This is a genomic window from Bradyrhizobium sp. ARR65 (assembly GCF_000472385.1).
Lineage (GTDB): Bacteria > Pseudomonadota > Alphaproteobacteria > Rhizobiales > Xanthobacteraceae > Bradyrhizobium.
The window spans coordinates 1-24,013 of sequence record NZ_AWZU01000002.1; the positions used below are offsets into that span (position 1 = coordinate 1).

21 protein-coding genes are annotated in these 24,013 nt (G+C 62.3%); 13 read left to right on the top strand and 8 right to left on the bottom strand.

The genetic code is table 11. The features are described 5' to 3' along the window. From F758_RS53145 to fdhF, 4 genes are all read left to right on the top strand, one after another. The coding region (locus F758_RS53145) for an MFS transporter small subunit (RefSeq protein WP_198026400.1) at positions 1 to 150 on the top strand (150 nt) is incomplete at its 5' end. 97 nt (positions 151 to 247) lie between these two features. Next, positions 248 to 517 carry a hypothetical protein gene (locus F758_RS0102720; RefSeq protein ID WP_024506405.1) on the top strand — a complete coding sequence of 90 codons (270 nt, stop codon included), beginning with the start codon at positions 248 to 250 and terminating at the stop codon, positions 515 to 517. A 152-nt stretch (positions 518 to 669) separates the two neighbouring features. Continuing rightward, entirely contained in the window at positions 670 to 2,373 is a 1,704-nt protein-coding gene (locus tag F758_RS0102725) for an NADH-ubiquinone oxidoreductase-F iron-sulfur binding region domain-containing protein (protein ID WP_024506406.1), read from the top strand. Beyond that, entirely contained in the window at positions 2,370 to 5,135 is a 2,766-nt protein-coding gene (gene fdhF / locus F758_RS0102730) for a formate dehydrogenase subunit alpha (protein WP_024506407.1), read from the top strand. Before F758_RS0102725 ends, fdhF begins: the two co-directional genes overlap by 4 nt. A gap of 20 nt (positions 5,136 to 5,155) precedes the next feature. Here fdhF and F758_RS0102735 read toward each other — a convergent pair whose 3' ends face one another. The 5 genes from F758_RS0102735 to F758_RS0102765 all read right to left on the bottom strand — a co-directional run bounded on the left by F758_RS0102735 (position 5,156) and on the right by F758_RS0102765 (position 7,449). Further along, a complete protein-coding gene (locus F758_RS0102735; RefSeq protein ID WP_024506408.1) occupies positions 5,156 to 5,431 on the bottom strand; it encodes a hypothetical protein in 276 nt (91 codons plus the stop codon). A 306-nt stretch (positions 5,432 to 5,737) separates the two neighbouring features. Then, positions 5,738 to 6,034 carry a hypothetical protein gene (locus F758_RS0102745; protein WP_157449835.1) on the bottom strand — a complete coding sequence of 99 codons (297 nt, stop codon included), beginning with the start codon at positions 6,032 to 6,034 and terminating at the stop codon, positions 5,738 to 5,740. Positions 6,035 to 6,151: 117 nt separating this feature from the next. After that, positions 6,152 to 6,457 carry a hypothetical protein gene (locus F758_RS43195; RefSeq protein WP_024506410.1) on the bottom strand — a complete coding sequence of 102 codons (306 nt, stop codon included), beginning with the start codon at positions 6,455 to 6,457 and terminating at the stop codon, positions 6,152 to 6,154. Positions 6,458 to 6,656: 199 nt separating this feature from the next. After that, a complete protein-coding gene (locus tag F758_RS0102760; RefSeq protein WP_245286406.1) occupies positions 6,657 to 6,872 on the bottom strand; it encodes a hypothetical protein in 216 nt (71 codons plus the stop codon). 97 nt (positions 6,873 to 6,969) lie between these two features. Next, on the bottom strand, positions 6,970 to 7,449 hold the full coding sequence (locus F758_RS0102765; protein ID WP_198026401.1) for a hypothetical protein: 480 nt from the start codon (positions 7,447 to 7,449) through the stop codon (positions 6,970 to 6,972). A 532-nt stretch (positions 7,450 to 7,981) separates the two neighbouring features. Here F758_RS0102765 and F758_RS47330 point away from each other — a divergent pair. The 7 genes from F758_RS47330 (at position 7,982) to F758_RS51545 (ending at position 16,478) form a co-directional block, all read left to right on the top strand. Then, complete coding sequence (locus F758_RS47330; RefSeq protein WP_084305058.1) at positions 7,982 to 8,071, top strand: K(+)-transporting ATPase subunit F; 90 nt, start codon at positions 7,982 to 7,984, stop codon at positions 8,069 to 8,071. A 42-nt stretch (positions 8,072 to 8,113) separates the two neighbouring features. Then, positions 8,114 to 9,817, top strand: a complete 1,704-nt coding sequence (gene kdpA, locus F758_RS0102775) for a potassium-transporting ATPase subunit KdpA (RefSeq protein WP_024506413.1) — start codon at positions 8,114 to 8,116, stop codon at positions 9,815 to 9,817. 24 nt (positions 9,818 to 9,841) lie between these two features. Next, complete coding sequence (kdpB, locus tag F758_RS0102780) at positions 9,842 to 11,956, top strand: potassium-transporting ATPase subunit KdpB (RefSeq protein WP_024506414.1); 2,115 nt, start codon at positions 9,842 to 9,844, stop codon at positions 11,954 to 11,956. A gap of 146 nt (positions 11,957 to 12,102) precedes the next feature. Further along, positions 12,103 to 12,705, top strand: coding sequence for a K(+)-transporting ATPase subunit C (locus F758_RS0102785; protein WP_024506415.1), 603 nt, complete (start codon positions 12,103 to 12,105; stop codon positions 12,703 to 12,705). A 47-nt stretch (positions 12,706 to 12,752) separates the two neighbouring features. After that, entirely contained in the window at positions 12,753 to 15,476 is a 2,724-nt protein-coding gene (locus tag F758_RS0102790) for a DUF4118 domain-containing protein (RefSeq protein ID WP_024506416.1), read from the top strand. Then, the gene (locus F758_RS0102795; RefSeq protein ID WP_024506417.1) at positions 15,473 to 16,162 is read left to right on the top strand and encodes a response regulator; all 690 of its coding nucleotides are present in this window, start codon (positions 15,473 to 15,475) and stop codon (positions 16,160 to 16,162) included. Before F758_RS0102790 ends, F758_RS0102795 begins: the two co-directional genes overlap by 4 nt. A 121-nt stretch (positions 16,163 to 16,283) precedes the next feature. Continuing rightward, entirely contained in the window at positions 16,284 to 16,478 is a 195-nt protein-coding gene (locus F758_RS51545; RefSeq protein WP_245286417.1) for a DUF6496 domain-containing protein, read from the top strand. Between the two features lie 124 nt (positions 16,479 to 16,602). Here the strand turns inward: F758_RS51545 and ku are convergent, their stop codons facing one another. Continuing rightward, the gene (ku, locus tag F758_RS0102805) at positions 16,603 to 17,487 is read right to left on the bottom strand and encodes a non-homologous end joining protein Ku (protein ID WP_024506419.1); all 885 of its coding nucleotides are present in this window, start codon (positions 17,485 to 17,487) and stop codon (positions 16,603 to 16,605) included. 118 nt (positions 17,488 to 17,605) lie between these two features. On the opposite strand from ku, the gene ligD reads away from it, so the two are divergent. Next, positions 17,606 to 20,233, top strand: coding sequence for a DNA ligase D (gene ligD, locus F758_RS0102810; RefSeq protein WP_024506420.1), 2,628 nt, complete (start codon positions 17,606 to 17,608; stop codon positions 20,231 to 20,233). Between the two features lie 110 nt (positions 20,234 to 20,343). On the opposite strand, the gene F758_RS43200 is transcribed toward ligD, so the two are convergent. Further along, a complete protein-coding gene (locus F758_RS43200) occupies positions 20,344 to 20,508 on the bottom strand; it encodes a DUF3309 family protein (protein ID WP_084305092.1) in 165 nt (54 codons plus the stop codon). Between the two features lie 157 nt (positions 20,509 to 20,665). Here F758_RS43200 and F758_RS0102820 point away from each other — a divergent pair, with 157 nt between their 5' ends. After that, a complete protein-coding gene (locus tag F758_RS0102820; RefSeq protein WP_024506421.1) occupies positions 20,666 to 20,977 on the top strand; it encodes a polyhydroxyalkanoic acid system family protein in 312 nt (103 codons plus the stop codon). Positions 20,978 to 21,219: 242 nt separating this feature from the next. Here F758_RS0102820 and treY read toward each other — a convergent pair whose 3' ends face one another. After that, complete coding sequence (gene treY, locus F758_RS0102825) at positions 21,220 to 24,012, bottom strand: malto-oligosyltrehalose synthase (protein ID WP_024506422.1); 2,793 nt, start codon at positions 24,010 to 24,012, stop codon at positions 21,220 to 21,222. Position 24,013: the final 1 nt, after the last annotated feature.

The following is a 24,013-nucleotide window of genomic DNA, read 5'->3' on the forward strand; positions in this document are numbered from 1 at the left end:
GCGCAAAAGGAGGCCGCGGTCCAGCATGGCTCGTTCGGCATCGGCAAGGGCGGTCTCGACCTCAAGGCCGCGCTGTTCTGGGCCTTCGTCGGCATCCCGCTGGCCTGGGGCGTTTACCGCACGTTGCTGAGCGCGGCCAATATCTTCTGACCGCCATTTCTGGCCAGCGGCTTGCTTGACGGAGGGACGCCCGCAGAGCGCGCGTCCCTCCGATCTGAAGAGCAAAAAATCATTTCAGGAGGAATTCATGTTTCGCATCATCGGTTGCGTTGTGGCGATCCTGATCTTGACCGTCCATCTTCAAACCACATCCGCCCAGACCGCCACGGCACCAGCGGCCAGCAGCGAGGCCAAGCCCTCGAAGATGAAGCTGACGGTCCAAAAGCTGAAGGCGATGAAGGCCAAATGGAGCACCAACAAGCCCAAGCTCGCCGCCTGCCGCAAGGAGGTGAAGGCCAAGGGACTTGCCGGCGACGACCGTTGGTTCTACATCGCCGACTGCATGGAAAAGACTTGAAGGGCCCGGCGCGGGCCGTCATCCAAAAGGGGCATGGCAGCAGCCCTCTCCGCCCCTTAAATCATTATTCAGACATTATAATTTCTTCTTGGCATCTGGCATGCCAGCAGTTAGAGTCGTTCTAAACAGACGTGAGGGAACGAGACACATTCATGAGTCATGACGTCCATCAGGTTCGCTCGTTCGAGCATCCGGGTCAGGGGCGGAAACGGGCGAAGGCGACGCCGAAGGGACGCCAAGTCGATCCGGTCGCCGCCCATGAAATCGAGCAGTTGCTCGGCGACCGGCCGCGGCGGCGCGATCTTCTGATCGAGCACCTGCACCTGATCCAGGACACCTACAAGCAGATTTCCGCGGCCCATCTCGCGGCGCTCGCGGAAGCGATGCGGCTATCCTTTGCCGAAGTGTTCGAGACCGCGACCTTCTACGCGCATTTCGACGTGGTGAAGGAGGGCGAACCAAACATTCCGCCGCTGACCATCCGCGTCTGCGACTCCCTGACCTGCGCCATGATGGGCGGCGAACAATTGCTGCAGGACCTGCAGAGCAAATCAGGGCGGGGCATCCGCGTGGTGCGTGCGCCGTGCGTCGGCCGCTGCGATACGGCCCCTGCGGCCGAGATCGGCCACAACTTCGTCGATCATGCCAGCGTCGAGAGCGTCCTCGCGGCCGCGAAAGCCGGCGAGACCCATGCGCATCTGCCCGAATACATCGGCTATGAGGCCTATGTCGCGGATGGCGGCTACAAGCTGCTGCAGCGGCTGCGCGCGGGCGAATTGTCCAAGGAAGATGTGCTGAAGCAACTCGACGACGCGAGCCTGCGCGGCCTTGGCGGCGCGGGGTTCCCCACCGGACGCAAGTGGCGCGCCGTGCTCGGCGAGCCGGGACCGCGGCTGATGGCGATCAATGGCGATGAGGGCGAGCCCGGAACGTTCAAGGACCGCTATTATCTCGAGCGCGATCCGCACCGCTTTCTCGAGGGGACGTTGATCGGCGCACATATCGTCGAGGCGAGCGACGTCTACATCTACATCCGCGACGAATATCCGGCCTGTCGCGACATCCTCGATCGCGAAATTGCGAAGTTGCCGCCGGGCGGTCCGGTCCTGCATTTGCGCCGCGGCGCCGGAGCCTACATCTGCGGCGAGGAATCCTCGCTCCTCGAGAGCATCGAGGGCAAGCGCGGCCTGCCGCGGCACAAGCCGCCTTATCCGTTCCAGGTCGGTTTGTTCGGCCTGCCGACATTGATCAACAATGTCGAAACCCTCTGGTGGGTGCGGGACATCGTCGAGAAAGGCGCCGATTGGTGGAAGAGCCACGGCCGCAATGGTCGACAAGGCCTGCGCAGCTATTCGGTCTCCGGCCGGGTCAAAAACCCCGGCGTGAAGCTCGCACCATCAGGCATTACGGTACGTGAACTGATCGACGAGTTCTGCGGCGGCATGGCCGACGGCCATACCTTCTACGCTTATCTGCCGGGCGGCGCCTCCGGCGGCATCCTTCCCGCGTCGATGGACGACATCCCGCTCGATTTCGGTACGCTGGAGAAATACGGCTGCTTCATCGGTTCGGCGGCGATCGTCATCCTGTCGCAGCACGACAGCGTGAGGACGGCCGCGCTCAACCTGATGCGCTTCTTCGAGGATGAGAGTTGCGGCCAGTGCACGCCCTGCCGCGTCGGAACTCAGAAGGCGGCGCAGCTCATGGAACGGCCGGTCTGGAACCGGCAATTGCTCGAAGAATTGAGCCAGGCGATGCGGGATGCATCGATTTGCGGGTTAGGCCAAGCGGCCTCCAATCCACTTACTTCCGTCATCAAATATTTCGCGGACGAGTTCAAGGACGCAGCGGAATGACGAAAATCCAGTTCGAGCTCGACGGCAAACTGGTCGAAGCGAAACCCGGCGAGACCATCTGGCAGGTCGCCAAGCGCGAAGGCCAGGATATCCCGCATCTCTGCTATTCGCCGGCGCCGGACTATCGTCCCGACGGCAATTGCCGCGCCTGTATGGTCGAGATCGAAGGCGAGCGCGTGCTCGCCGCCTCCTGCAAGCGCACGCCGACCGTCGGCATGAAGGTGAGGACCGCGAGCTCCCGCGCCGTTGCGGCGCAGAAGATGGTGATGGAGCTCTTGGTCGCCGACCAGCCCGCGCGCGAGACCTCGCACGATCCGGATTCAAAGTTCTGGCACTGGGCCGAAAAGGTGGGCGTCACCGAGAGCCGCTTTCCCGGGGCCGAGCGCTGGGAACCAGACGTCAGCCATTCGGCGATGCGGGTCAATCTGGATGCCTGCATCCAATGCGGCTTGTGCGTGCGCGCCTGCCGCGAGGTCCAGGTCAACGACGTCATCGGCATGGCCTATCGCAACCACGGCGCCAAGGTCGTGTTCGACTTCGACGACCCCATGGGCGAATCCACCTGCGTTGCCTGCGGCGAATGCGTGCAGGCCTGCCCGACCGGCGCCTTGATGCCGGCGGTGATGCTGGATGAAAAGCAGACCCGCGTCGTCTATCCGGATCGCAAGGTCGACTCGCTCTGCCCCTATTGCGGCGTCGGCTGCCAGGTGACCTACAACGTCAAGGACGAGAAGGTGATCTATGCCGAGGGCCGCGACGGCCCGGCCAATCACAATCGCCTTTGCGTCAAGGGCCGCTTCGGCTTCGACTACATCCATCACCCGCATCGCCTGACCAAGCCGCTCGTGCGGCTGCCGAATGCGAAGAAGGATGCAAACGACCAGGTCGATCCCGCCAACCCCTTCACCCATTTCCGTGAAGCGAGCTGGGAAGAGGCGCTCGACATCGCCGCCAAAGGCCTGGTCAAGATCCGAGACGAGAAGGGGCCGAAGGCGCTCGCCGGCTTCGGCTCGGCCAAGGGCTCGAACGAAGAGGCTTATCTTTTCCAGAAGCTGGTGCGCACCGGCTTTGGCTCCAACAACGTCGACCACTGCACGCGTCTGTGCCACGCCTCCTCCGTGGCTGCACTCACCGAGGGCTTGAACTCGGGCGCGGTCTCGGCGCCGTTCTCCGCTGCGCTCGAAGCCGAGGTGATCATCGTCATCGGCGCCAATCCAACGGTAAACCACCCGGTCGCGGCGACTTTCATCAAGAACGCCGCCAAGCGCGGCGCCAAGCTGATCGTGATGGATCCTCGCCGGCAAGCGCTCTCGCGGCATGCCTACAAGCATCTCGCCTTCAAGCCGGGCAGCGACGTCGCGCTTCTGAACGCGATGATCAACACCATCATCACCGAGGGCCTGACCGACGAGCAATATATCGCGGGCTATACCGAAGGCTTCGAGGAGCTGAAGGCCAAGATCAAGGATTTCACACCGGAGAAGATGGCGCCGATCTGCGGCATTCCGGCGGAGACCCTGCGGGAGGTGGCGCGGCTGTATGCGCGCTCGCGTGCTTCCATCATCTTCTGGGGCATGGGTATCAGCCAACATGTGCACGGCACTGACAATGCGCGCTGCCTGATCGCGCTTGCGCTGATCACCGGTCAGGTCGGCCGTCCCGGTACCGGCCTGCATCCGCTGCGCGGCCAGAACAACGTGCAGGGCGCGTCCGACGCCGGTCTCATTCCGATGTTCCTGCCCGACTATCAGCCGGTCGGCCGCGCCGATCTGCGCGGTGCGTTCGAGAAGATGTGGCAGCAAGATCTCGATCCGGTGCGCGGGCTCACCGTGGTCGAGATCATGAATGCGATCCACGCCGGCGAAATCCGGGGCATGTATATCGAGGGCGAGAATCCCGCGATGTCCGACCCCGACCTGCAGCATGCGCGCGAGGCATTGGCAAAACTCCAGCATCTGGTGGTGCAGGATCTTTTCGTCACCGAGACCGCATTCCATGCCGATGTCATCCTGCCGGCCTCGGCCTTTGCTGAGAAAGCGGGCACCTTCACCAACACTGACCGCCGCGTGCAGCTCGCGCGCGAGGTGATCAAGCCGCCGGGCGATGCGCGGCAGGATCTCTGGATCATCCAGGAGATCGCGCGGCGCATGGGACTGCCCTGGAATTACAATGGCCCGGCCGATGTCTACGCGGAGATGGCGCAACTGATGCCCTCGCTCGACAACATTAGCTGGGAGCGCTTGGTGCGCGAAGGCGCGGTGACCTATCCGGCCGACGATCCGGAGAGGCCCGGCAACGAGATCATCTTCACGACCGGTTTCCCCACCGAAAGCGGGCGCGGCAAGATCGTGCCGGCGCACGTGCGGCCGCCGGACGAATTGCCCGACGACGAATATCCGATGGTGCTGTCGACGGGACGTGTCCTCGAACATTGGCACACCGGCGCCATGACGCGGCGGGCCACCGTGCTCGACGAGATCGAGCCCGAGGCGGTCGCCTTCATGTCGCCGAAGGACATGCGGCGGATGCAGCTTTCGCCCGGTGACTTCATTCGGCTGGAAACGCGCCGCGGCGCGGTGGAAGTGAAAGTGCGCGCCGACAGCGACGTGCCGCAGAACATGGTGTTCATGCCGTTCTGTTACGCGGAGGCGGCGGCCAACCTGCTGACCAACCCCGCGCTCGATCCGTTCGGAAAAATTCCGGAGTTCAAATTCTGCGCGGTGCGGGTCGAACCGGTCGAGATACGCACTGCGGCGGAGTAGGCCGCGCCGGACCTGCCCGGTTACAGACCGGGCGGTCGGCTTGCGGCGTCGCCGACATCGCGATCCCGCTTTGGACGGCTCCGGCGTGCCGCAATCGGGGCGAGCCCCACGGCGACCTGGCCGGGATCAAGGGTCCTGGCGGTCGTCAACAGGAGCAGAAACAGGGCCCGTTCGCCCTGATATTTGGCCTCGGCGCGGCTGATTTCCGAGGCGCCCATGATGGTCTTGCCGGACGAGTCGCAGACCCGCCATTCCCATCGCGCCCGGCCGCGCTTTGTAAGGAGCACTTCCAACATCACTCATTGAGTATCATCCCGGGCCGTTTGGTTTCGCGTTACGTCAGTAAAATTTTTTGAAATAATTCGGGAATAAGTCGCCCCTCCCACCCAAAGGCGGACCGCTTGACCTCGGCGCGACGCCGCGAATTTGCAAGCGGTGGTCGGCGTCTCAGGTGCACCAAAACCAAAGCGCGAGAGAGTAGATCGCCATCTTCAGCGCGATGATTCCGCCAAAGCGCTGCTGCGGCAAATAGCAAGGCCGGCACGCATATGCAGGAAAGCTATAAAGAGGGTGGATAGCGCGCTGCGGGCAATGGCCAGAGTTCAGGCGCGCATATTGCTTCGTGAAGGGAGCCCCTTCCACAGCGCGCCCGCGGGCTTCACGGCTCGCTTGATCGGCGCCGGCGCGCACTGGTCGATTTCGAGCGCCGCGGCAAGGGCGCGCTGCAAGCGGGGACTGTCAATTCGGGCCAGGTGCTGTCGCAATACGTGCGTGGCAGCATCGTTTGATGCGAGCACAGCCGCGCAGAACTCTGCGCTGATCCTGCGAAAGAAACCGAAATCCGACGTCGTATCCTGCGGTCGCCCAAGCCTGTCCATTTCATTGGCGATAGCAAGCACGCTTAGCCTGTCGGCATTGTCTCGCATGACGGCAAAGCGCAGAAGCGCCAGATGCCAGGCTTGCAGCATCCTCGCGTGCCATTCGGCTGAACCCGTCTGATCCATAGGTATCGCTCTTCACTGTCGATCCGCGATCGGCGGAAGCGCTGCAGCGACATCAGCTTGGGCCGGCTCGCCCAACGCGACGAGCCGCGGACTCGGAGAGAGAATGTCGATCTCGACATCGCGCGGCAGCTCCACGATAGCTTCCGGATGATGGCCGTTCTCGAACAGCGCATATTTAATGGCTTGCGCGCGGTTGATGAACAGGCCGCCGAAGAGGCCGTGCTGTTCACGAGCAACCCATTCGCCGCGGCGGTTCCTGCCGATGAGGACGAGGGTAGATGAAGCAGAGCTGCGGGAGGGAGGTTCGAAGAGCTTCATGGTATTAGTCCTTCCAAAGGTCATGATCACCATGCTCCACTGCAGCCGGCCGCTTGGCCCATCATCAATTTCTGCCGATGTCCGAAGGCGCTCGGCCGCAGTCATGCTTGACTCGCGCATGCCCAAGATCTTTCTGGCCAAGTATGAATTCGAGAGAGCCGGGACGCCGATCGCATAAGCGTTGCATAAGAGCCCGGCGTCAGACCGGCATTGAATGACTGACGGCGCTGGCCAGGCAGAACACGGCTGCACAGGCCACCACCTCGTCCCAATGGTTGAGCGCGCCTGTAAAGGGCTGCTCACGCTTGATGATCGCAAGCAGCGCGGTGAACACGACTGCCATCCACATCAGCGTCGCAAGGCTTCTGGCAAGGCCGATGCTGCCGAAGGCGGCAAAGGCAAACAGTATCGCCATTCGCGCTCCGAAGCGGGCCAGCACCTGGCCTGAACTCTGTTGCGGTAGATTTTGCGGCTGCGCCACGATGCGGCCTCCGATGTTGACTCTTTTCGACTTACGCGAAGTTCTCGCAGCAAAGCGAAATGTGATCTGAACTCATGTTTCGAAGAGCGGCCGGAACGCCGGGCCCCGAAGGTTGCTTTTCGGTGATTTGGGCTTCAACGAGCGCGCTCAGGATTGCAATCGCCAGGTCGGCGTGCCTGCTTTCGATCGACTGATCCAGCCAATCTGGAAGTTCGCGTTGCCGCGACAGCGCGCAGTACCAGTCGCCGGCATCATAGGCGATGCGGCGGATTCGCCATGACGGCAGTTCCAGATCGACCAAGGCCAGCGCCGCGTCGGTCCAGGCGTGCGCATCGATCAAGCCTCTGATCCGCGCCGGGTTGGTGGTCTGTCTGCCGGCTGGAAGACGCCGGCAAGCGGCTTCGACGATTTCCATCATCAGCCCCGGCGTGACGATTGTTGCATTGCGGAGCCGGTCACAGATGGCAAGAGGATCAGAATGTTCGGAAAACGGCATGACATCATCACGCATGAACAAGTGCCAGCCCTCAACGAGCGGCTCCTGTCGACAAGATGGTCAGAAGCGCGTTTGAAAACGAGATGAGGCGAGGCAGCGAAATATAGGCGAGGCGTAAATGTCGCAAGACCGGCGGATGTTTATGGTTCTAGCCGTGGCTGGTCCTCCGCATGTAGACCGAGTGACGTTGCAACTGCGTTGATCGGCCGATGAAATCGAGCGCTTCTAACGCGGACGCGCATCGGATGGTCGTTCCGGGACGCTGAATCTTTATAAGATTCTTATAACGTGGCCGATGCCCCCGTCTCGAAAACATATGCGCGGAGTGGCACCTCACGGCCAGCGATACCGGCAGGCGCACGGTCACGACTAGGGTCGTTGATTTCGCAAGCCGTCCCTTCCGGAGTCGAGCAAATCATTGCGCACCGATTTGGTGCAACAAGGAGCAAGCCATGATGGATGTCCTGATGCTGGCGCTGGCGCTGTTATTCTTCGCGGTCGGGATTGGCTACACCTATGCCTGCGAACGGCTGTAACGGATCAAGCCATGATATTCGACTATTCGCTCGCTGGCCTCGTCTCCTGTGGCCTCTTGATCTACCTGACCTACGCCCTACTGCGACCCGAGCGGTTCTGATCCGCCGGTCCTGAAAGCGCGTCTTCCCAAAGGCTCACTCCCATGACCGTGATCGGTTGGCTTCAAATCATCCTTTATTGCATCGTCATAGTCGCGCTGGTCAAACCGCTTGGCTGGTACATGACGCGGGTCTTCAACGGCGAGCGCACCTTCCTGTCGCCGGTATTGCGTCCAGTGGAGGCAGGTATCTACTGGATCGGGGGCGTCGATGAGAGGCGCGAGCAGCATTGGCTGACCTATACGGCTGCCATGCTGCTCTTTCATGTCGGCGGCTTCCTCATCATCTATGGGCTGATGCGGCTGCAGGCATTGTTGCCGTTCAATCCGGCCGGTCAGTCCGCTGTTGCCGAGGACCTGTCGTTCAATACGGCGATCAGCTTCATCACCAACACCAACTGGCAGAACTACGGTGGAGAAAGCACGCTTTCCTACTTGACGCAGATGGTCGGTCTAACACATCAGAACTTTCTGTCCGCGGCTACCGGCATCGTGCTCGCGGTCGCGTTGATTCGCGGCTTTGCACGTGCCTCGATGCGAACCGTCGGTAATTTCTGGATCGACATCACCCGCTGCACGCTCTATGTGCTGCTGCCGATCTGTATCGTCTACACGCTCTTCCTCGTCTGGCAGGGCATGCCGCAGACGCTCGGCGATTACGTCGAAGCCGCCACATTGGAAGGCGCGAAGCAGACCATTGCGGTCGGCCCGGTTGCCTCGCAAGTCGCGATCAAGATGCTGGGCACCAATGGTGGCGGCTTCTTCAATGCCAACGCCGCGCATCCTTTCGAGAATCCCACGGCGCTCTCCAACTTCGTGCAAATCATTTCGATCTTTGCGATCGGCGCCGCGCTGACGAACGTGTTCGGCCGTATGGTCGGAAACCAGCGCCAGGGCTGGGCGATTTTGGCCGTGATGGGCGTGCTGTTCATCGCCGGCGTCGCCATCACTTATTGGGCGGAAGCAAATAGCACCACGATGATGCATACGCTGGGGCTGACCGGCGGCAACATGGAGGGCAAGGAAGTCCGCTTCGGCATCGTTGCCTCCTCGCTGTTTGCTGTCATCACCACTGCCGCATCATGCGGCGCGGTCAACGCCATGCATGACAGTTTCACCGGGCTCGGCGGCATGATCCCGCTGATCAATATGCAGCTCGGCGAAATCATCGTCGGCGGCGTCGGCGCCGGTCTCTACGGCATGCTGCTCTTCGTCACCATCTCGATTTTCGTAGCAGGGCTCATGGTCGGCCGCACGCCGGAATATGTTGGCAAGAAGATCGAGGCGCGCGAAGTGAAGATGGCGATGCTGGCAATTTTGGTGCTGCCCCTGATGTATCTCGGCTGGACCGCGGTTGCCGTGGTGTTGCCAGGACCGGTGTCCGCCATGAACAACGCCGGCCCGCATGGCTTTACCGAGGTGCTTTACGCTTATACCTCGTCGACCGGGAATAATGGCTCGGCATTCGCGGGCCTCTCCGGCAACACTTTCTTTTACAACCTGACGCTCGCATGCGCGATGTTCGTCGGCCGTTTCTTCATGATCATCCCCGCGATGGCGATCGCGGGGTCATTGGCCGGCAAGAAATCGATTCCGCCGTCGATGGGTACGTTCCCAACCACTGGCGGCCTGTTCGTCGGTCTCGTCGTCGGCGTGATCCTGATCATCGGCGGCCTCACCTTCTTCCCGGCGCTCGCGCTTGGGCCAATCGTCGAACACCTCGCGATGACCGCGGGCGCGCTGTTCTGAGCGAGCGCATTTGGAGCTACATCCATGGAACCTGTCGTTAAGATGAATAAGCGGATGCCAGTCGCTACGATGCTGGATCCGAAGATCGTGGTGCCCGCGATCAAGGCCTCCTTCATCAAGCTCGATCCGCGAGTAATGATGAAGAACCCGGTGATGTTCGTGGTCGAGATCGTGGCTGCGTTGACCACCGTGATCTTTCTGCGCGATCTCGTGACAGGGAGTGCCGATCTCGGGTTCACCTTCCAGATTATTCTCTGGCTGTGGTTCACGGTGCTGTTCGCCAACTTCGCCGAAGCGGTCGCCGAGGGGCGTGGCAAGGCGCAGGCTGAATCGCTGCGCAAGACGCGAACGGAAAGCCAGGCCAAGCTGCTGAACGGCTCCGACGGGACCTATCATCTGGTGCCCGGCACCAGCCTCAAGATGGGCGACATCGTTCTGGTCGAGGCCGGCGACATCATTCCGTCCGACGGCGAAGTCATTGAAGGTGTTGCGTCGGTCAACGAGGCGGCGATCACCGGGGAATCCGCGCCGGTGATCCGCGAATCCGGCGGTGACCGTTCGGCCGTCACCGGCGGCACCCAGGTGCTGTCGGACTGGATCCGCGTCCGCATCACGGCCGAGCAGGGCTCGACCTTCATCGACCGCATGATCAAGCTGGTCGAAGGTGCGGAGCGGCAGAAGACGCCGAATGAGATCGCGCTCAACATCCTGCTCGCGGGGCTCACGATCATCTTCGTCTTTGCGACCGTTACCATCCCCAGCTACGCATCCTATGCGGGCGGACAGATTTCGGTCGTGATCCTGGTCGCGCTGTTCGTGACCCTGATCCCGACCACCATCGGCGCGCTGTTGTCGGCGATCGGGATCGCGGGCATGGATCGCCTGGTACGCTTCAACGTGCTGGCGATGTCCGGCCGCGCGGTCGAAGCTGCCGGCGACGTCGATACCCTGCTGCTCGACAAGACCGGCACCATCACCCTTGGCAATCGTCAGGCCACCGCCTTCCGCCCCGTGCTCGGCGTGACCGAACAGGAGCTTGCGGATGCGGCGCAGCTTGCTTCGCTCGCCGACGAGACCCCGGAGGGTCGCTCGATTGTCGTGCTCGCGAAGGAGAAGTACGGTATCCGCGGTCGCGATATGGGCGAACTTGGCGCTATCTTCGTTCCGTTTACGGCGCAGACCCGCATGAGCGGCGTCGATGCGGGCGGCTCGTCGGTGCGCAAAGGCGCGGTCGACGCCATCCTCAACTATGTCACTGACGGTACCCAGCTCGTGGCCTCCGGCAACGTTGCGCGGATGGTGCAGCCGGCGGCGCTATCGGACGTGGGGCGTGAGGTCCAGTCGATTGCAGACGAGATCGCCAAGTCGGGCGGAACGCCGCTTGCGGTAGCGAAGGACGGCCGGCTGCTCGGCGTCGTGCACCTCAAGGACATCGTCAAGGGAGGCATCCGCGAGCGGTTTGCCGAACTGCGTCGTATGGGCATCCGCACCATCATGATAACAGGCGATAATCCGATGACGGCGGCCGCTATCGCCGCCGAAGCCGGAGTGGACGACTTCCTTGCCCAGGCGACGCCCGAGGACAAGCTGAAGCTGATCCGCGACGAACAGGCCAAGGGCAAGCTGGTGGCGATGTGCGGCGACGGCACCAACGACGCGCCTGCGCTGGCGCAAGCCGACGTCGGCGTTGCCATGAACACGGGCACGCAGGCCGCCCGCGAGGCCGGCAACATGGTCGATCTCGACTCCAATCCGACCAAACTGATCGAGGTCGTCGAGATCGGTAAGCAACTGTTGATGACGCGCGGTGCGCTGACGACGTTCTCGATTGCCAATGACGTCGCGAAATATTTCGCCATTATCCCCGCGATGTTCCTTGCCTTCTATCCGCAGCTCAGCGTGCTCAATGTCATGCACTTGGCGAGCCCGCAGAGCGCGATCCTGTCGGCGATCATCTTCAATGCGCTAGTCATCATCGCGCTGATTCCGCTCGCTCTGAAAGGCGTGGCCTACCGTGCGATAGGTGCCGGCGCGCTCTTGCGGCGCAACCTGCTGATCTACGGTCTGGGTGGCATCGTTATTCCCTTCATCGGCATCAAGGCCATCGACCTCGCGGTCGCGGCCCTGCATTTGGCCTGATCGGCATTGCGAGCGAAGGGATGAAGGAGATGCGGAATATTACGCAGGTGCCATTCCAGGGCGCCTGGAGGAGGCGAGCCCGGGCCGGCCATGGGTCGGACCCGTTGGCATCGCCGCGTAATGACGGACGACATTAGGAGACAAACATGTTAAGAGAAATTCGTCCCGCGATATTTGTGCTTCTGGCACTCACGCTGATCACGGGCGTGGCCTATCCGCTCGTCATGACCGGCGTCGCCGGCGCGATCTTTCCGCAGCAGGCGCAAGGGAGCCTAATCGATAGAGACGGCAAGGTGGTCGGCTCCGCCCTGATCGGCCAGGAGTTCAAGAGTGAGGGATATTTCCATGGCCGTCCGTCCGCAACTACGGCGCCGGACCCGAACGATTCGACCAAGACCGTAGCGGCGCCTTACAATGCGGCCAATTCGGGCGGGTCCAATCTCGGTCCGACCAGCAAGGTGCTCAGCGATCGTCTCAAGGAGGGCGTCGAAAAACTGAAAGCGGAAAATCCTGCGAGCCCCGTCCCGGTCGATCTCGTCACGACATCGGCCAGCGGCCTCGATCCCGATATCTCGCCTGAGGCTGCACTGTTCCAGGTGCCTCGGGTCGCAAAGGCGCGCAACATGCCGCAGGAGCGCGTCCGCGACCTGGTCACCCAGAACACGCAAGGCCGCCTGCTCGGATTATTCGGCGAGCCACGGGTCAACGTGCTGGCGCTGAATCTTGCGCTCGACGCGGCGGCCAAATGAGGCATGCGAGGCTCGCGCAGCCACCTTGCCTGTGCCTATAATAGTCCATGGCAAATCAGCGTCGCGATCCCGAACAACGGCCCCTGCCGGAAGCCCTGCTGCAGGCAGCAAAGCGCGAGCATGGCGGCGTCGGACGGCTGAAGATTTTCGTCGGCGCCGCGCCTGGAGTCGGCAAAACCTACGAGATGCTGCAGAGCGCGCATGCCCGGTTGAAGGGCGGGGCCGATATCTTGATCGGCTTCGTCGAGACCCACGGCCGCGCGGAGACAGAGGCATTGCTGCGTGGGTTCGAAATCATTCCCCGCAAGCGGCTCGAATATAGGGGCCAGATCATCGAGGAGATGGACCTTGATGCAGTGATCGCACGCCACCCGCAGATCGCTGTCGTCGACGAGCTGGCCCACACCAACGCGCCAGGCAGTCGCCACCCCAAGCGCTACCTGGACGTCGAGGAGCTGCTGTCGCGCGGCATCGACGTCCATACGGCGGTCAACATCCAGCACATTGAAAGTCTCAACGACGTGGTCGCCCAGATCACGCATGTGCGGGTGCGCGAGACCGTGCCGGATTCGGTGTTCGACCGTGCGGATGAGATCGAGCTCATCGATCTCACGCCGGACGATCTGATCCAGCGGCTGAAGGAGGGCAAGGTCTATGTCCCCAAACAGGCCGAGCGCGCGCTGGAGCATTATTTCTCGCCGGGAAACCTGACCGCCCTGCGCGAGCTGGCGCTCCGCCGCACCGCCGAGCGGGTCGATGAGCAGCTACTCACGCACATGCAAGCCAATGCGATCGCCGGGCCGTGGGCCGCCGGCGAGCGCATCCTGGTCTGCGTCAGTGAGGACCCGCGCGCGGCGGGGCTCGTGCGCTATACCAAGCGGCTGGCCGATCGGGTGCACGCGCCCTGGACCGCGATCAGCATCGAAACCCGGCGCAGCCTGCAACTGACCGATGAGGAGCGTGATCGGCTGGCGGATACCTTGCGGCTCGCCGAGGCGCTGGGGGGCGAGGCCCTCACCATTCCGGGCGTGGAGCGGCGCATCGCCGACGACATCATCAAATTCGCGCAGGCCAATAACGTCACGCAGATCATCATCGGCAAATCCACACGTTCGCGACTGTTCGAGATCATGCGCGGCTCGGTGGTGCATGATCTGGTGCGGCGTGCCGGGAATATCACCATCAACGTGATCGCCGGCGAGGAATTGCCGGCGGCGCCGGTTCTGAAGAATACGGTGCAGACGGCCGCGCGCAGTGAACCCTTTAATGCGCGGCCCTATCTGATGGCGCTTGCTATCTCGGCAGTTGGTCTTGCCGTCGCTGAGTTGATCCAGCCATGGTTCGGGGTCGAGAACGTCGATTTGGTATTCCTGACCGCCGTGGTAGTGGTTGCCGTGCGCTACGGCTTGTGGCCATCGCTCTTGGCGAGCGTCGCGGCCTCGTTGTGCTACAATTTCTTCTTCCTGCCACCGGTCTATACCTTCACGATCACCGACCCGACCAACATCGCGGCCTTCTTCTTTTTCATGCTGATCGCGATCCTGGTGTCGAATGTCGCGGGCCGCGTGCGCACCCAAGCCGACACGGCGATCGGCCGCATCAGGATGACCGAACAACTTTATGCATTCAGCCGCAAGCTTGCGGGTACGGCGACTCTGGATGACGTGTTGTGGGCAACCGCGTATCAGACCGCGCTGATGCTGAAGGTCCGCGTCGTGCTGTTGCTGCCCGAACAGGGCGTGCTGACGGTGAAGGCCGGCTATCCGCCCGAGGATCAGCTCGACCAGGCCGATCTTGCCGCCGCGAACTGGGCGTGGAGCAACGACCGGCCCGCGGGCCGCGGTTCGGACACGCTGCCGGGCGCCAAGCGCTTGTTCCTGCCCATGCGCACCGGCCGCGGCTCGATCGGCGTGATCGGCATCGATAACGACCGAACCGGGCCATTGCTGACGCCGGACCAGCGCCGGCTGCTCGACGCGCTGGTCGACCAGGGAGCGCTTGCGATCGAACGGGTCCTGCTGGTGGAGGACATGGATCAGGTCAAGCGCACGATTGAATCGGAGCGGCTGCGCTCGGCGCTGCTGACCTCGATCTCCCATGATTTGAAGACGCCGCTCGCCTCAGTGCTCGGCGCCGCGTCCGCTATGCGTGATCTCGAGAGCGGTCTTTCCGACCAGCAAAAGCGCGACCTGCTGGCCACGGTGATCGACGAATCCGAACGGCTCAACCGTTTCATCGCCAATTTGCTCGATATGACCAAGCTGGAATCCGGTGCCATCGTGCCGAACACCGCGCTCCATGATGTCGGCGAGATCGTGGGCAGCGCGCTTCGGCGCGCCGGCAAGATCCTGGCGCGGCACAAGATCTCGCTGGAGTCGGACGCGGATCTGCCGATGCTGGAGCTTGACGCCGTGCTGTTCGAACAGGTGCTGTTCAATCTGCTGGACAATGCCGCCAAATATTCGCCGCCGGACACCACGATCTCGATCCGGACTTTGCGCGACAAGGATTCGGTGTCGCTGCAGGTCGCCGATGAAGGCGAGGGCATTCCGCCGGGAGAGCTCGAGAGCGTGTTCGACAAGTTTTATCGGGTACAGAAGACCGACCATGTGCGTCCCGGCACCGGTCTGGGCCTTGCGATCTCGCGCGGCTTTATCGAAGCGATGCATGGCAAGATCTTTGCCGCCAACCGCAGCGACCGCCGCGGCGCCGTGCTGACCATCCGCTTGCCGATTCCGGCGCAAGTCAAGACTCTGGACACCGCGGCATGAGTGCGCCCCTGATCAAGGTGCTTGTCATTGACGACGAGCCGCCGATCCGCAAATTGCTGCGGATGGGCCTGACCACCCAAGGCTATGAAATTCTCGAGGCGCCGAACGGCAAGACGGCGCTCGAATTGCTCGCGCAGCGCCCCGCGCTGATCATTCTGGACTTGGGTCTGCCGGACATCCAGGGGCATGAACTGTTGCGGGTGATCCGGGCACGCGACGAGAGCGTGCCGATCGTGGTATTGTCGAGCCGGGGCGATGAGGCCGGCAAGGTGCAGGCGCTCGATCTCGGCGCCGACGACTACCTGACGAAGCCTTTCGGGATGGACGAGCTGCTGGCGCGCCTGCGCGCGGCGCTGCGGCATCAATTGCAGGTCCAGGGCGAGCGGCCGGTGTTTCGCACAGGCGACCTCTCGGTCGATCTGGTGCGTCGCATGGTCAAGGTCGGCGACCGCGATATAAAGCTGTCACCAAAGGAATACGAGCTCTTGCGCGTGCTGGTGCAGCACGCCGGCAAGGTGCTGACTCACCGCTTCCTCTTGAAGGAGCTTTGGGACGAGCTGACCGACGCGCAATATCTTCGCGTCTATGTGCGTCAGCTTCGGCAGAAGATCGAAGCCGATCCCGAACGTCCGCAATTCGTGCTGACCGAGACAGGCATCGGCTATCGCCTGCGCGCGCCCGACTAGCGTCGTCCTTGTTGCAAATGTGGAACCAACGCCTGCGGCAACGATTTACACCATCGCTACCGGGAGGATCACCATGGCACGGAAATACTCCAGAAAAGCATCCGCGAAGGTCGGCCGCGCGATGAAGAAACGCAAAGCCGGCACATTGAGAAGCGGACGTTCGGGCCGCAAGGTCAAGGGCCGCAAACAGGCGATTGCGATCGGGCTGTCGGAAGCGCGTCGGGAAGGCAAGAAAGTGCCGCCCAAGAAGTCTTCGAAAAAGCGAAAGGGCGCAAAAAAGCGGAAGACGTCGAAGAAGCGGAAGTCGAAGAGGTAGGCTCCGTCCTTGCGAGGAGCGAAGCGGCGAAGCAATCCAGAGCCCAAATCGCGGCTCTGGATTGCTTCGCGGAGCCTTTCATCGGAGGGAGCTTCGCGCCCACCCGTTGGCTCGCAATAGCGATTTAGCCGGCCTTGCGGTGTCTTGCGGGCGAGCGCTGTGCCTTCCTTGCCGCGCGGCGGTGCGAGGTGCGACGGCGTTCTGCCGCATGGCTTGGCCGTTTTGCGGCGGCTCTGCCCTTCAGGCTCTGCTTCAACGCATCCATCAGATTGATGACATTGCTTGGCCGCTCCTCCGGCTCGGGCAGCTTGATCGGTTTGCCGGCGGCCTTGCGCCGCACCAGCGTCTTCAATGCGTTTTCATACTCGTCCTTGAACTGCGAGGGATCGAAATGCGCCGCCTTGCTGCGCAGGATATGTCCTGCAAGCTCGACCATGTCCTTCGTGATCCTTGGATTCCTGATGCCCTCGAAATAGTCGCCGGCGTCGCGCATTTCGTAGGGAAAGCGCAGCGTCGTGCCGAGCAGGCCCCTGCCGCAGGGTTCGATCGCGATCACATGCTCGCGGTTAGTGAGCACGATCCGGGCAAGCGCCACCCGGTCCTGGTCTTTCATGGCGTCGCGAATGACGGCAAAGGCATCGACACCGGCCGCTCCGTCCGGGGCGATGTAGTAGGGATGGTTGAGGTAGCGTTCGTCGATCTCGTCCTTGGGTACAAAACTGTCGATGTCGATCGTATGCGTACTTTCGATCTGGATGGCGTCCAGCTCCTCCTTGTCGATCTCGACATAGTTGCCCTTGCTGATTTCATAGCCGCGCGCCTTCTGTTCGCCCTCGACGACGTCGCCGGTCTCGGAATCCACCATCTGCTGCTTCAGCCGGTTGCCCGTCTCTTTGTTGATGAGATGAAAGCGGGTCTTTGCCACCGCAGTTGTTGCCGGATAAAGGACGACCGGACAGGTCACCAGCGAAAGCTTGAGCGAGCCTTTCCAATAGGCGCGGGGGGCCATTCACAATCTCCGAACGTTTCCAGCACGTTACAGGAACCCCAACGGGTGTTGCGGGTTTTGGTTCCGGATAGGTGCGTGATAGAGTTTCGCGCCGTCCGAACCAGCGAGATCGATCGTGCTGCTGAGAGAGCTCTCTACCTATCGGAAGAAGCGGGATTTCGGGAAGACCTCCGAGCCGTCGGGCGAGACGCCGGTCTCGCCATCCAAGCGGTTGCGTTTTGTGATCCAGAAGCATGCTGCGACGCGGCTGCACTATGATCTGCGGCTCGAGTTCGATGGCGTCTTCAAATCCTGGGCGGTGACCCGCGGGCCCTCGCTCGATCCGCATGACAAGCGGCTGGCGGTCGAGGTGGAGGATCATCCGCTCGACTACGGCGATTTCGAAGGCACCATTCCAAAAGGCGAATATGGCGGCGGCACCGTGATGATCTGGGACCGCGGCTATTGGGAAGGCGACGATCCCGCACGCGGCTTCAAGAAGGGCGACCTGAAGTTCACGCTCGACGGCGATAAGCTGCATGGGAGCTGGGTGCTTGTGCGCATGCGTCATGACCGCACCGGCGGCAAGCGCACCAACTGGCTCCTCATCAAGCACCGGGACGAGTTTGTCCGCGAAGGCGAGGCCAACGATATTCTTGAGGAAGATCGCTCCGTCGCCTCAGGCCGGACCATGGAAGAGATCGCGGAAGGAAGGGGCAGGTCGCCCAAACCGTTCATGACGGCAAAGAACGGCCGCGGCAAGCCCGACGCCGTCTGGCATTCCAATCGCGGCGATGGTGCCGCTGCCCGTCCCACAACCAAGGCGTCCGCGAAGGCCAGGAAGGTCTCGTTAATGCCCGACTTCGTGGCACCGGAGCTGTGCACCTCGGTGGAGCATCCGCCCAGCGGAGACGGATGGGGCCATGAGATCAAGTTCGACGGTTATCGGGTGCAGTTGCGGGTCGAGAACCGCGAGGCCACTCTGAAGACGCGCAAGGGACTGGACTGGACCGACAAGTTTGCCTCGATCGCCAAGGAGGCAAGCGCGCTGCCCGATGTGATGATCGATGGCGAGATCGTTGCACTCGATGCCAAAGGCGTGCCGAATTTCTCCGCGTTGCAAGCCGCAATCGCGGACGGCAAAACCGACAAGCTGATCTTTTTTGCCTTCGATCTGCTGTTCGCGGAGGGCATGGACTTGCGGCGCCTGCCGCTCTCCGAGCGCAAGGCGCGGCTCAAGCAGGTCCTTGACGCGCAGCGGGGCAAGGCGAAATGCATCCGCTATGTCGAGCATTTCGAGGCAGACGGCGAGGCGGTGATGGAGTCGGCGCGAAAGCTCGCGATGGAAGGGATCATCTCCAAGAAGCTCAGCGCGCCCTATCGTTCCGGCCGCTCGGAAAGCTGGACCAAGACGAAGACGCGGCCGGGGCATGAGGTCGTCCTCGGTGGCTACAAGACGACCAACGGCAAATTCCGCTCGCTGCTCGCCGGCGCCTATCGCGACGGCCATCTTGCCTATGTCGGAACGGTCGGCACCGGCTTTGGACAGGATACGGTGCGGCGGATCATGCCGGCGCTCAAAAAAGCGCAGTCCGATGAGAATCCGTTCAGTGGCAAGAACGCGCCGCGCAAGACGCGCGAGGTGCATTGGCTGACACCCGAGCTCGTTGCCGAAATCGAATTCGCAGGTTGGACCGGCGACGGCAATATCCGGCAGGCGTCGTTTAAGGGCTTGCGGCAGGACAAGCCGGCGAGCGAGGTCAAGGCGGAAGAGCCCGTGATGACCAAGGTCGCCAGGCCGGTTGCGCGCGCAAGCACGGCTTCGCCGCAGCGCACCGCGCGGCCGGAGCGCAACGGCTCCGAAGTGATGGGCGTTGTGATCTCGAAGCCCGACAAGGAGTTCTGGCCCGACGGCGGCGATGGCGAGCCAATCACCAAGCTCGATCTGGCCCGCTATTTCGAAGCGGTCGGCGACTGGCTGATGCCTCACATCAAGGGCCGGCCCTGCTCGATCATCCGCGGTCCCGACGGCATCACCGGCGAATGCTTCTTCCAGCGGCACGCGATGCAGGGAACGCCGAAATATCTGGACCTCGCCAAAGTCTCGGGCGATCGCAAGCCATATTTGCAGATCGACCGGATCGAAGGACTTGCCGCTGTGGCGCAGATTGGCGGACTTGAGCTGCATCCCTGGAATTGCGCGCCTTATGCGTACGATACGCCCGGGCGCCTGGTGTTCGATCTCGATCCGGCGCCTGACGTCGACTTCACTGAGGTGGTTGCGGGCGCCAGGGAGATGCGGCAGCGCCTCGCCGATGTCGGCATGGAGAGCTTCTGCAAAACAACCGGCGGCAAGGGCCTGCACGTCGTGGTGCCGCTGCTCCACGGCGCCAAGGACAAGGTGAGCTGGAAAGAAGCAAAGTCCTTCGCGCAGGGCATCTGCCGGTGGATGGCGAGCGACGCGCCGGAGCGCTACCTCCTCAACATGTCGAAGCGGCTGCGCAAGGGAAAGATTTTTTTGGACTACCTGCGCAACGACCGCATGTCGACCGCGGTCGCGCCACTATCGCCGCGGGCGCGCGTGGGCGCCACCGTCTCGATGCCGCTGACGTGGACGCAGGTGAAAGCCGATCTCGATCCGAAGCGCTTCACCATGCGCACTGTGCCGACGCTGCTTGCGAAAAGCAAAGCGTGGCAGGGCTACGATGACGCGGCGTACTCGATCAAGGCGGCGATCGCGAAGCTCGCAAAGAAGAAGGCAGGCTGATTGCGGCGCACTCGCCCGTCATCCTCCGCGAAGGCGGACCGCCGCGGCTCTGCGGAATACTGGATCACCCGCTTTCGCGGGCCATCCAGCCTGGGAAAAAGGAGTGAGCTCTAAATCCTGCCCAACAAAATCAGGATCAGCAGGATGATGATGACGAGCCCGAGTCCGCCGCCGCCGTAATAGCCGGTGCCATAGAACGGTCCGCCGCCGACGCCGGAGAATCCGCCGAGCAAGGCGATGATGAGAATAATCAGGACAATCGTTCCAATCGACATAAACACCTCCTCGAGCTCGCCGTTGAGCGAGCGCCTCGGGCGGAAAACCGATTCCAAAGTTGAAGGTTCCGGTGTTGCGATGCGATAATTCGCGCCGTGATCTTTATTTCGAGCCGTGGGCAATTACATCGATGGGCGTTGCAAGGACTTCACCGAGATGTCCGCACCGCTCGTCGTCTCGATTCCGCATCAGCTCGGCCGCGAGGAGGCAACGCGCCGCCTCAAGGGCGGATTGACGCGTGCGGCTGCGAGCGTGCCTGTTCTGAAGGTCGATGAAGAACGCTGGGAGGAGAACCGCATGTTCTTTCGTGTGCGCGCGCTCGGGCAAACCGCTTCAGGCCAGGTCGATGTCACCGATGATCAAGTTCGGCTGGAAGTGATGTTGCCCTGGCTGCTGCAGCGATTTGCCGAGGTCGCGCAGGCTGCGATTCGCAATCGCGGACAGTTGCTTCTGGGCAAGAAGAGCTGAGCATCTTCTGCGCGCGAACGCTTCGCTTCGTCGCACTGGCGCGACGGTCTTCCGATCACACCCTCATCTCGCCGCGTTGCAGCAATGAAGTCTGTGTAAATCGTCGCTCCGCGCCGGCATTAACTTGTCGTTAACCAACTCTCAAAATACTGAAGTACGCGCGGAGGGAGGGAACCGACCTGGAGTCGGCACGAGATCCGCCGGGCCGTCCGGCCGTTCGATCCCGGACGGCCTTTCGCTTTTCAGGCACTCGCGCGCTGTCGAATTCGTTTGGTCGGCGCTTCGCTTCGCGCTTTCAGGACGGCGGCAGGAAAATGCACAAACAGCGAGGAGAGGCTGATCTCGCCGCTGCGCGCCTGTGCGCCTTCGAGCCTCAAACCACGCAGATCGATGCTGCCCTCAAACTGTTCGGCGCGCGGCCAGGTACGGCCGTCTTGCGTGAATGGTGCGAATGATCTTGCTGCCACGGTGATTGCCGCATCGCGGCCGCGGCGTCGCGCAAAGGCAATAACGTGATTGCGATCACGGCCTGTGACATCGAGCGGCCGATAATCACCATGCGTGAAAACGTCGGCGAGTTCGTTTCGCAATTTCAATAGATACCGTGTCCAGGCGAATTTGACCTCGCCGCTTCGCCACTTTTCCGCAAGGCCGCCCCAGTCAGGCCTTTCGATCATGGCCAGGAGCTCCTCGCGCGCGGCAAAATTGACGGGCCTGCGGTTGTCGGGATCGACCAGGGAAAAGTCCCAGAGCTCGGTGCCCTGGTAGAAATCGGGTACGCCCGGCAGCGTCGCTTTCAGCGAAAGCTGGCTCAAGGAATTGAGTGCCCCGAGCAGCGCAAGCCGCTGGGCCACCGCGTCCAGCGCGCTCAAGAATTCGCCTGAGATGGAGGGATCGAGAACGCGTGCGATGAAGTCTCGCAATCCCGCCTCATAGGCCGCGTTGGGATTGAGCCAGCTCGTCTCCTGCTTGCCCTCGCGCGCCGCCTTCAACGCATAGGCCTGGAAGCGCTCCAGGAAGGTCGGATCGTGGCCAGTCACCGGCCAGGCGCCGAGAAGGGACTGGTAGACCATGTATTCCGCGGTGACCGAAGGCGCGCGCATCTCGCCCGTGATGAAAAGGTGCTGCGCGTTCAAAACCTTCCATCGGCCCACGATCGCCGCCCATTCATCGGCAATTTCGGTGAGCGCGACCAATCGCGCTCGCGCATCCTCGCCGCGCTTGGTATCGTGCGTTGCCGTGGCCGTCATTCCATGCGGCCATTGCTCGTTGCGCGCCGACATCATCGCGTGAAATGCCGGGATCGAGAGCCCGTTTGAGGCAGGATTGCCCCCGACCTCGTTGAGTGCCAGCAGGCGATGGTAGCGATAGAAGCCCGTGTCTTCGAGCGACTTCGCCATCACCGGACCGGTGAACTGTTGCAGCTTCAGGGCAAAGCGGCGCACGCGCAGCGCGCTGTGCGCCGGCCGCCCCGGCTTGAGCAGGTCCATGGTGATGGTATCGCGCAGAAAATCGAAGATGCCGTCATCGGCGGCAAACCAGTCCGCGCGCGCCAGCTCGATCGTCCGGTCGATCAGCGCTCGGTCGTGTGCGGTCGGGCCCGGCACGGTGATGTAGGTGCGGTAGACGGGGAAATGCAGGATGTAGAGCTCCAGCGCCTGCCGCAGGCTGTCTGCAGAATAGTCGCGGGTCGAATAATGACCGTTGGCAATCCTGGCAAGCAGGCGCGACAGCACGATAAATTCGCTGGTCAACAAGGTTTCGAGCACGCGCCGCTTGGCTTGCTTCAACACCGGATCGAGCCTCGGCGGGGTGTTGCTGATCTGGCGCCAGATCTCGTCGAGCGATCGCAATCCGTTGGCCTCGATCAGCACCTGCGTGATGGCGTTCATCCATTCATAGCCGGTCGTGCCATGCACGCCGGAGAAGGCGGGCACCTGCTCACCCTCGCCAAGGATCTTTTCGATCACGACATAGAGGGGCGCAGTGTGCTTTCCCTGCGCTTCGCGGATCAGGCGACGCAGCCTCTGGCAATATTGCGCGGGATCGCGCAGGCCGTCGATATGGTCCAGCCGAATGCCCTGCAGCTTGTCCTCAGCGACCAGGCGCTTGACCAGGCGGTGGATGGCCTCAAACGTGCCGGCATCTTCGACGCGCAGGCCGGCGAGCGTGTTGATATCGAAGAACCGCCGATAGTTGATGTCGCTCGAAGCGAGCCGCCAATGGCCGAGCTTGTAATGCTGGCGTTCGAGCAGATGGTGCAGGGCGAGCGTTTGCGCTGTGCGACCGGGACCTGCACCATAGGCGGAAACGCCGCGGGCGATGATGTCGGCGGAGCCTTCGATGCCTCTCAGCTCCGCCTTGAAGGCGGGCGCTTCCTTGCGGTTGGGATGACGGAGGCCCCGGTAGCGCGAGCCAAGCTCGAGCATGCGCCTGCCCGATTCGCTGTTGTCTGCCTCCGCGTGCTTGACGATCACGCGCAAGATTTCGCCATAGCGTTCTGGCGCAATCGGCAGGCGGTGTTCGAAATACCAGCAGGAAAAGCTGCCTTCATCGGGATCATAGCGCAGCTCGATCTCGCCGGCTTCCAGCGCCTCTCCATAAGCGGAGCCGAGGATCGGAATGAGGACCCCGCCGCGTGCGCGATAGGGCAGTTGCTCCCAATCGATATCGAACGAGACCGCATAGGGCGAGGCCTCGCCCCATTCCAACACATCAAGCCACCGGGGATTGTCGGCAAAATGCACCCCGACATGATTGGGCACGAAATCCAGGATCAGGCCGAGATCGTGCGCCTTCAGCGCCCGGCTCAGCCGTTCAAAGCCTTTCTCCCCGCCAAGCTCCGGGTTGAGCCTGGTGTGATCGACAATGTCATAGCCGTGGGTCGAACCGTGGCGCGCCTTCATGAAGGGCGAGGCATAGAGATGCGTGATGCCGAGCGCTTGCAGATAGGGGATGATGTCGGCCGCCTTGGCGAAATCGAAATCGGCGGAGAGCTGCAAGCGGTAGGTCGCCCGCGGGATGGCGGGAGGCATG

Coding starts and splice junctions, on each gene's coding strand:
- F758_RS0102720 (WP_024506405.1), top strand. CDS start 248: ATGTTTCGCATCATCGGTTGCGTTGTGGCGATCCTGATCTTGACCGTC.
- F758_RS0102725 (WP_024506406.1), top strand. CDS start 670: ATGAGTCATGACGTCCATCAGGTTCGCTCGTTCGAGCATCCGGGTCAG.
- fdhF (WP_024506407.1), top strand. CDS start 2,370: ATGACGAAAATCCAGTTCGAGCTCGACGGCAAACTGGTCGAAGCGAAA.
- F758_RS0102735 (WP_024506408.1), bottom strand. CDS start 5,431: ATGTTGGAAGTGCTCCTTACAAAGCGCGGCCGGGCGCGATGGGAATGG.
- F758_RS43195 (WP_024506410.1), bottom strand. CDS start 6,457: ATGAAGCTCTTCGAACCTCCCTCCCGCAGCTCTGCTTCATCTACCCTC.
- F758_RS0102760 (WP_245286406.1), bottom strand. CDS start 6,872: ATGGCGATACTGTTTGCCTTTGCCGCCTTCGGCAGCATCGGCCTTGCC.
- F758_RS0102765 (WP_198026401.1), bottom strand. CDS start 7,449: ATGCGTGATGATGTCATGCCGTTTTCCGAACATTCTGATCCTCTTGCC.
- F758_RS47330 (WP_084305058.1), top strand. CDS start 7,982: ATGATATTCGACTATTCGCTCGCTGGCCTCGTCTCCTGTGGCCTCTTG.
- kdpA (WP_024506413.1), top strand. CDS start 8,114: ATGACCGTGATCGGTTGGCTTCAAATCATCCTTTATTGCATCGTCATA.
- kdpB (WP_024506414.1), top strand. CDS start 9,842: ATGGAACCTGTCGTTAAGATGAATAAGCGGATGCCAGTCGCTACGATG.
- F758_RS0102785 (WP_024506415.1), top strand. CDS start 12,103: ATGTTAAGAGAAATTCGTCCCGCGATATTTGTGCTTCTGGCACTCACG.
- F758_RS0102790 (WP_024506416.1), top strand. CDS start 12,753: ATGGCAAATCAGCGTCGCGATCCCGAACAACGGCCCCTGCCGGAAGCC.
- F758_RS0102795 (WP_024506417.1), top strand. CDS start 15,473: ATGAGTGCGCCCCTGATCAAGGTGCTTGTCATTGACGACGAGCCGCCG.
- F758_RS51545 (WP_245286417.1), top strand. CDS start 16,284: ATGAAGAAACGCAAAGCCGGCACATTGAGAAGCGGACGTTCGGGCCGC.
- ku (WP_024506419.1), bottom strand. CDS start 17,487: ATGGCCCCCCGCGCCTATTGGAAAGGCTCGCTCAAGCTTTCGCTGGTG.
- F758_RS43200 (WP_084305092.1), bottom strand. CDS start 20,508: ATGTCGATTGGAACGATTGTCCTGATTATTCTCATCATCGCCTTGCTC.
- F758_RS0102820 (WP_024506421.1), top strand. CDS start 20,666: ATGTCCGCACCGCTCGTCGTCTCGATTCCGCATCAGCTCGGCCGCGAG.
- treY (WP_024506422.1), bottom strand. CDS start 24,012: ATGCCTCCCGCCATCCCGCGGGCGACCTACCGCTTGCAGCTCTCCGCC.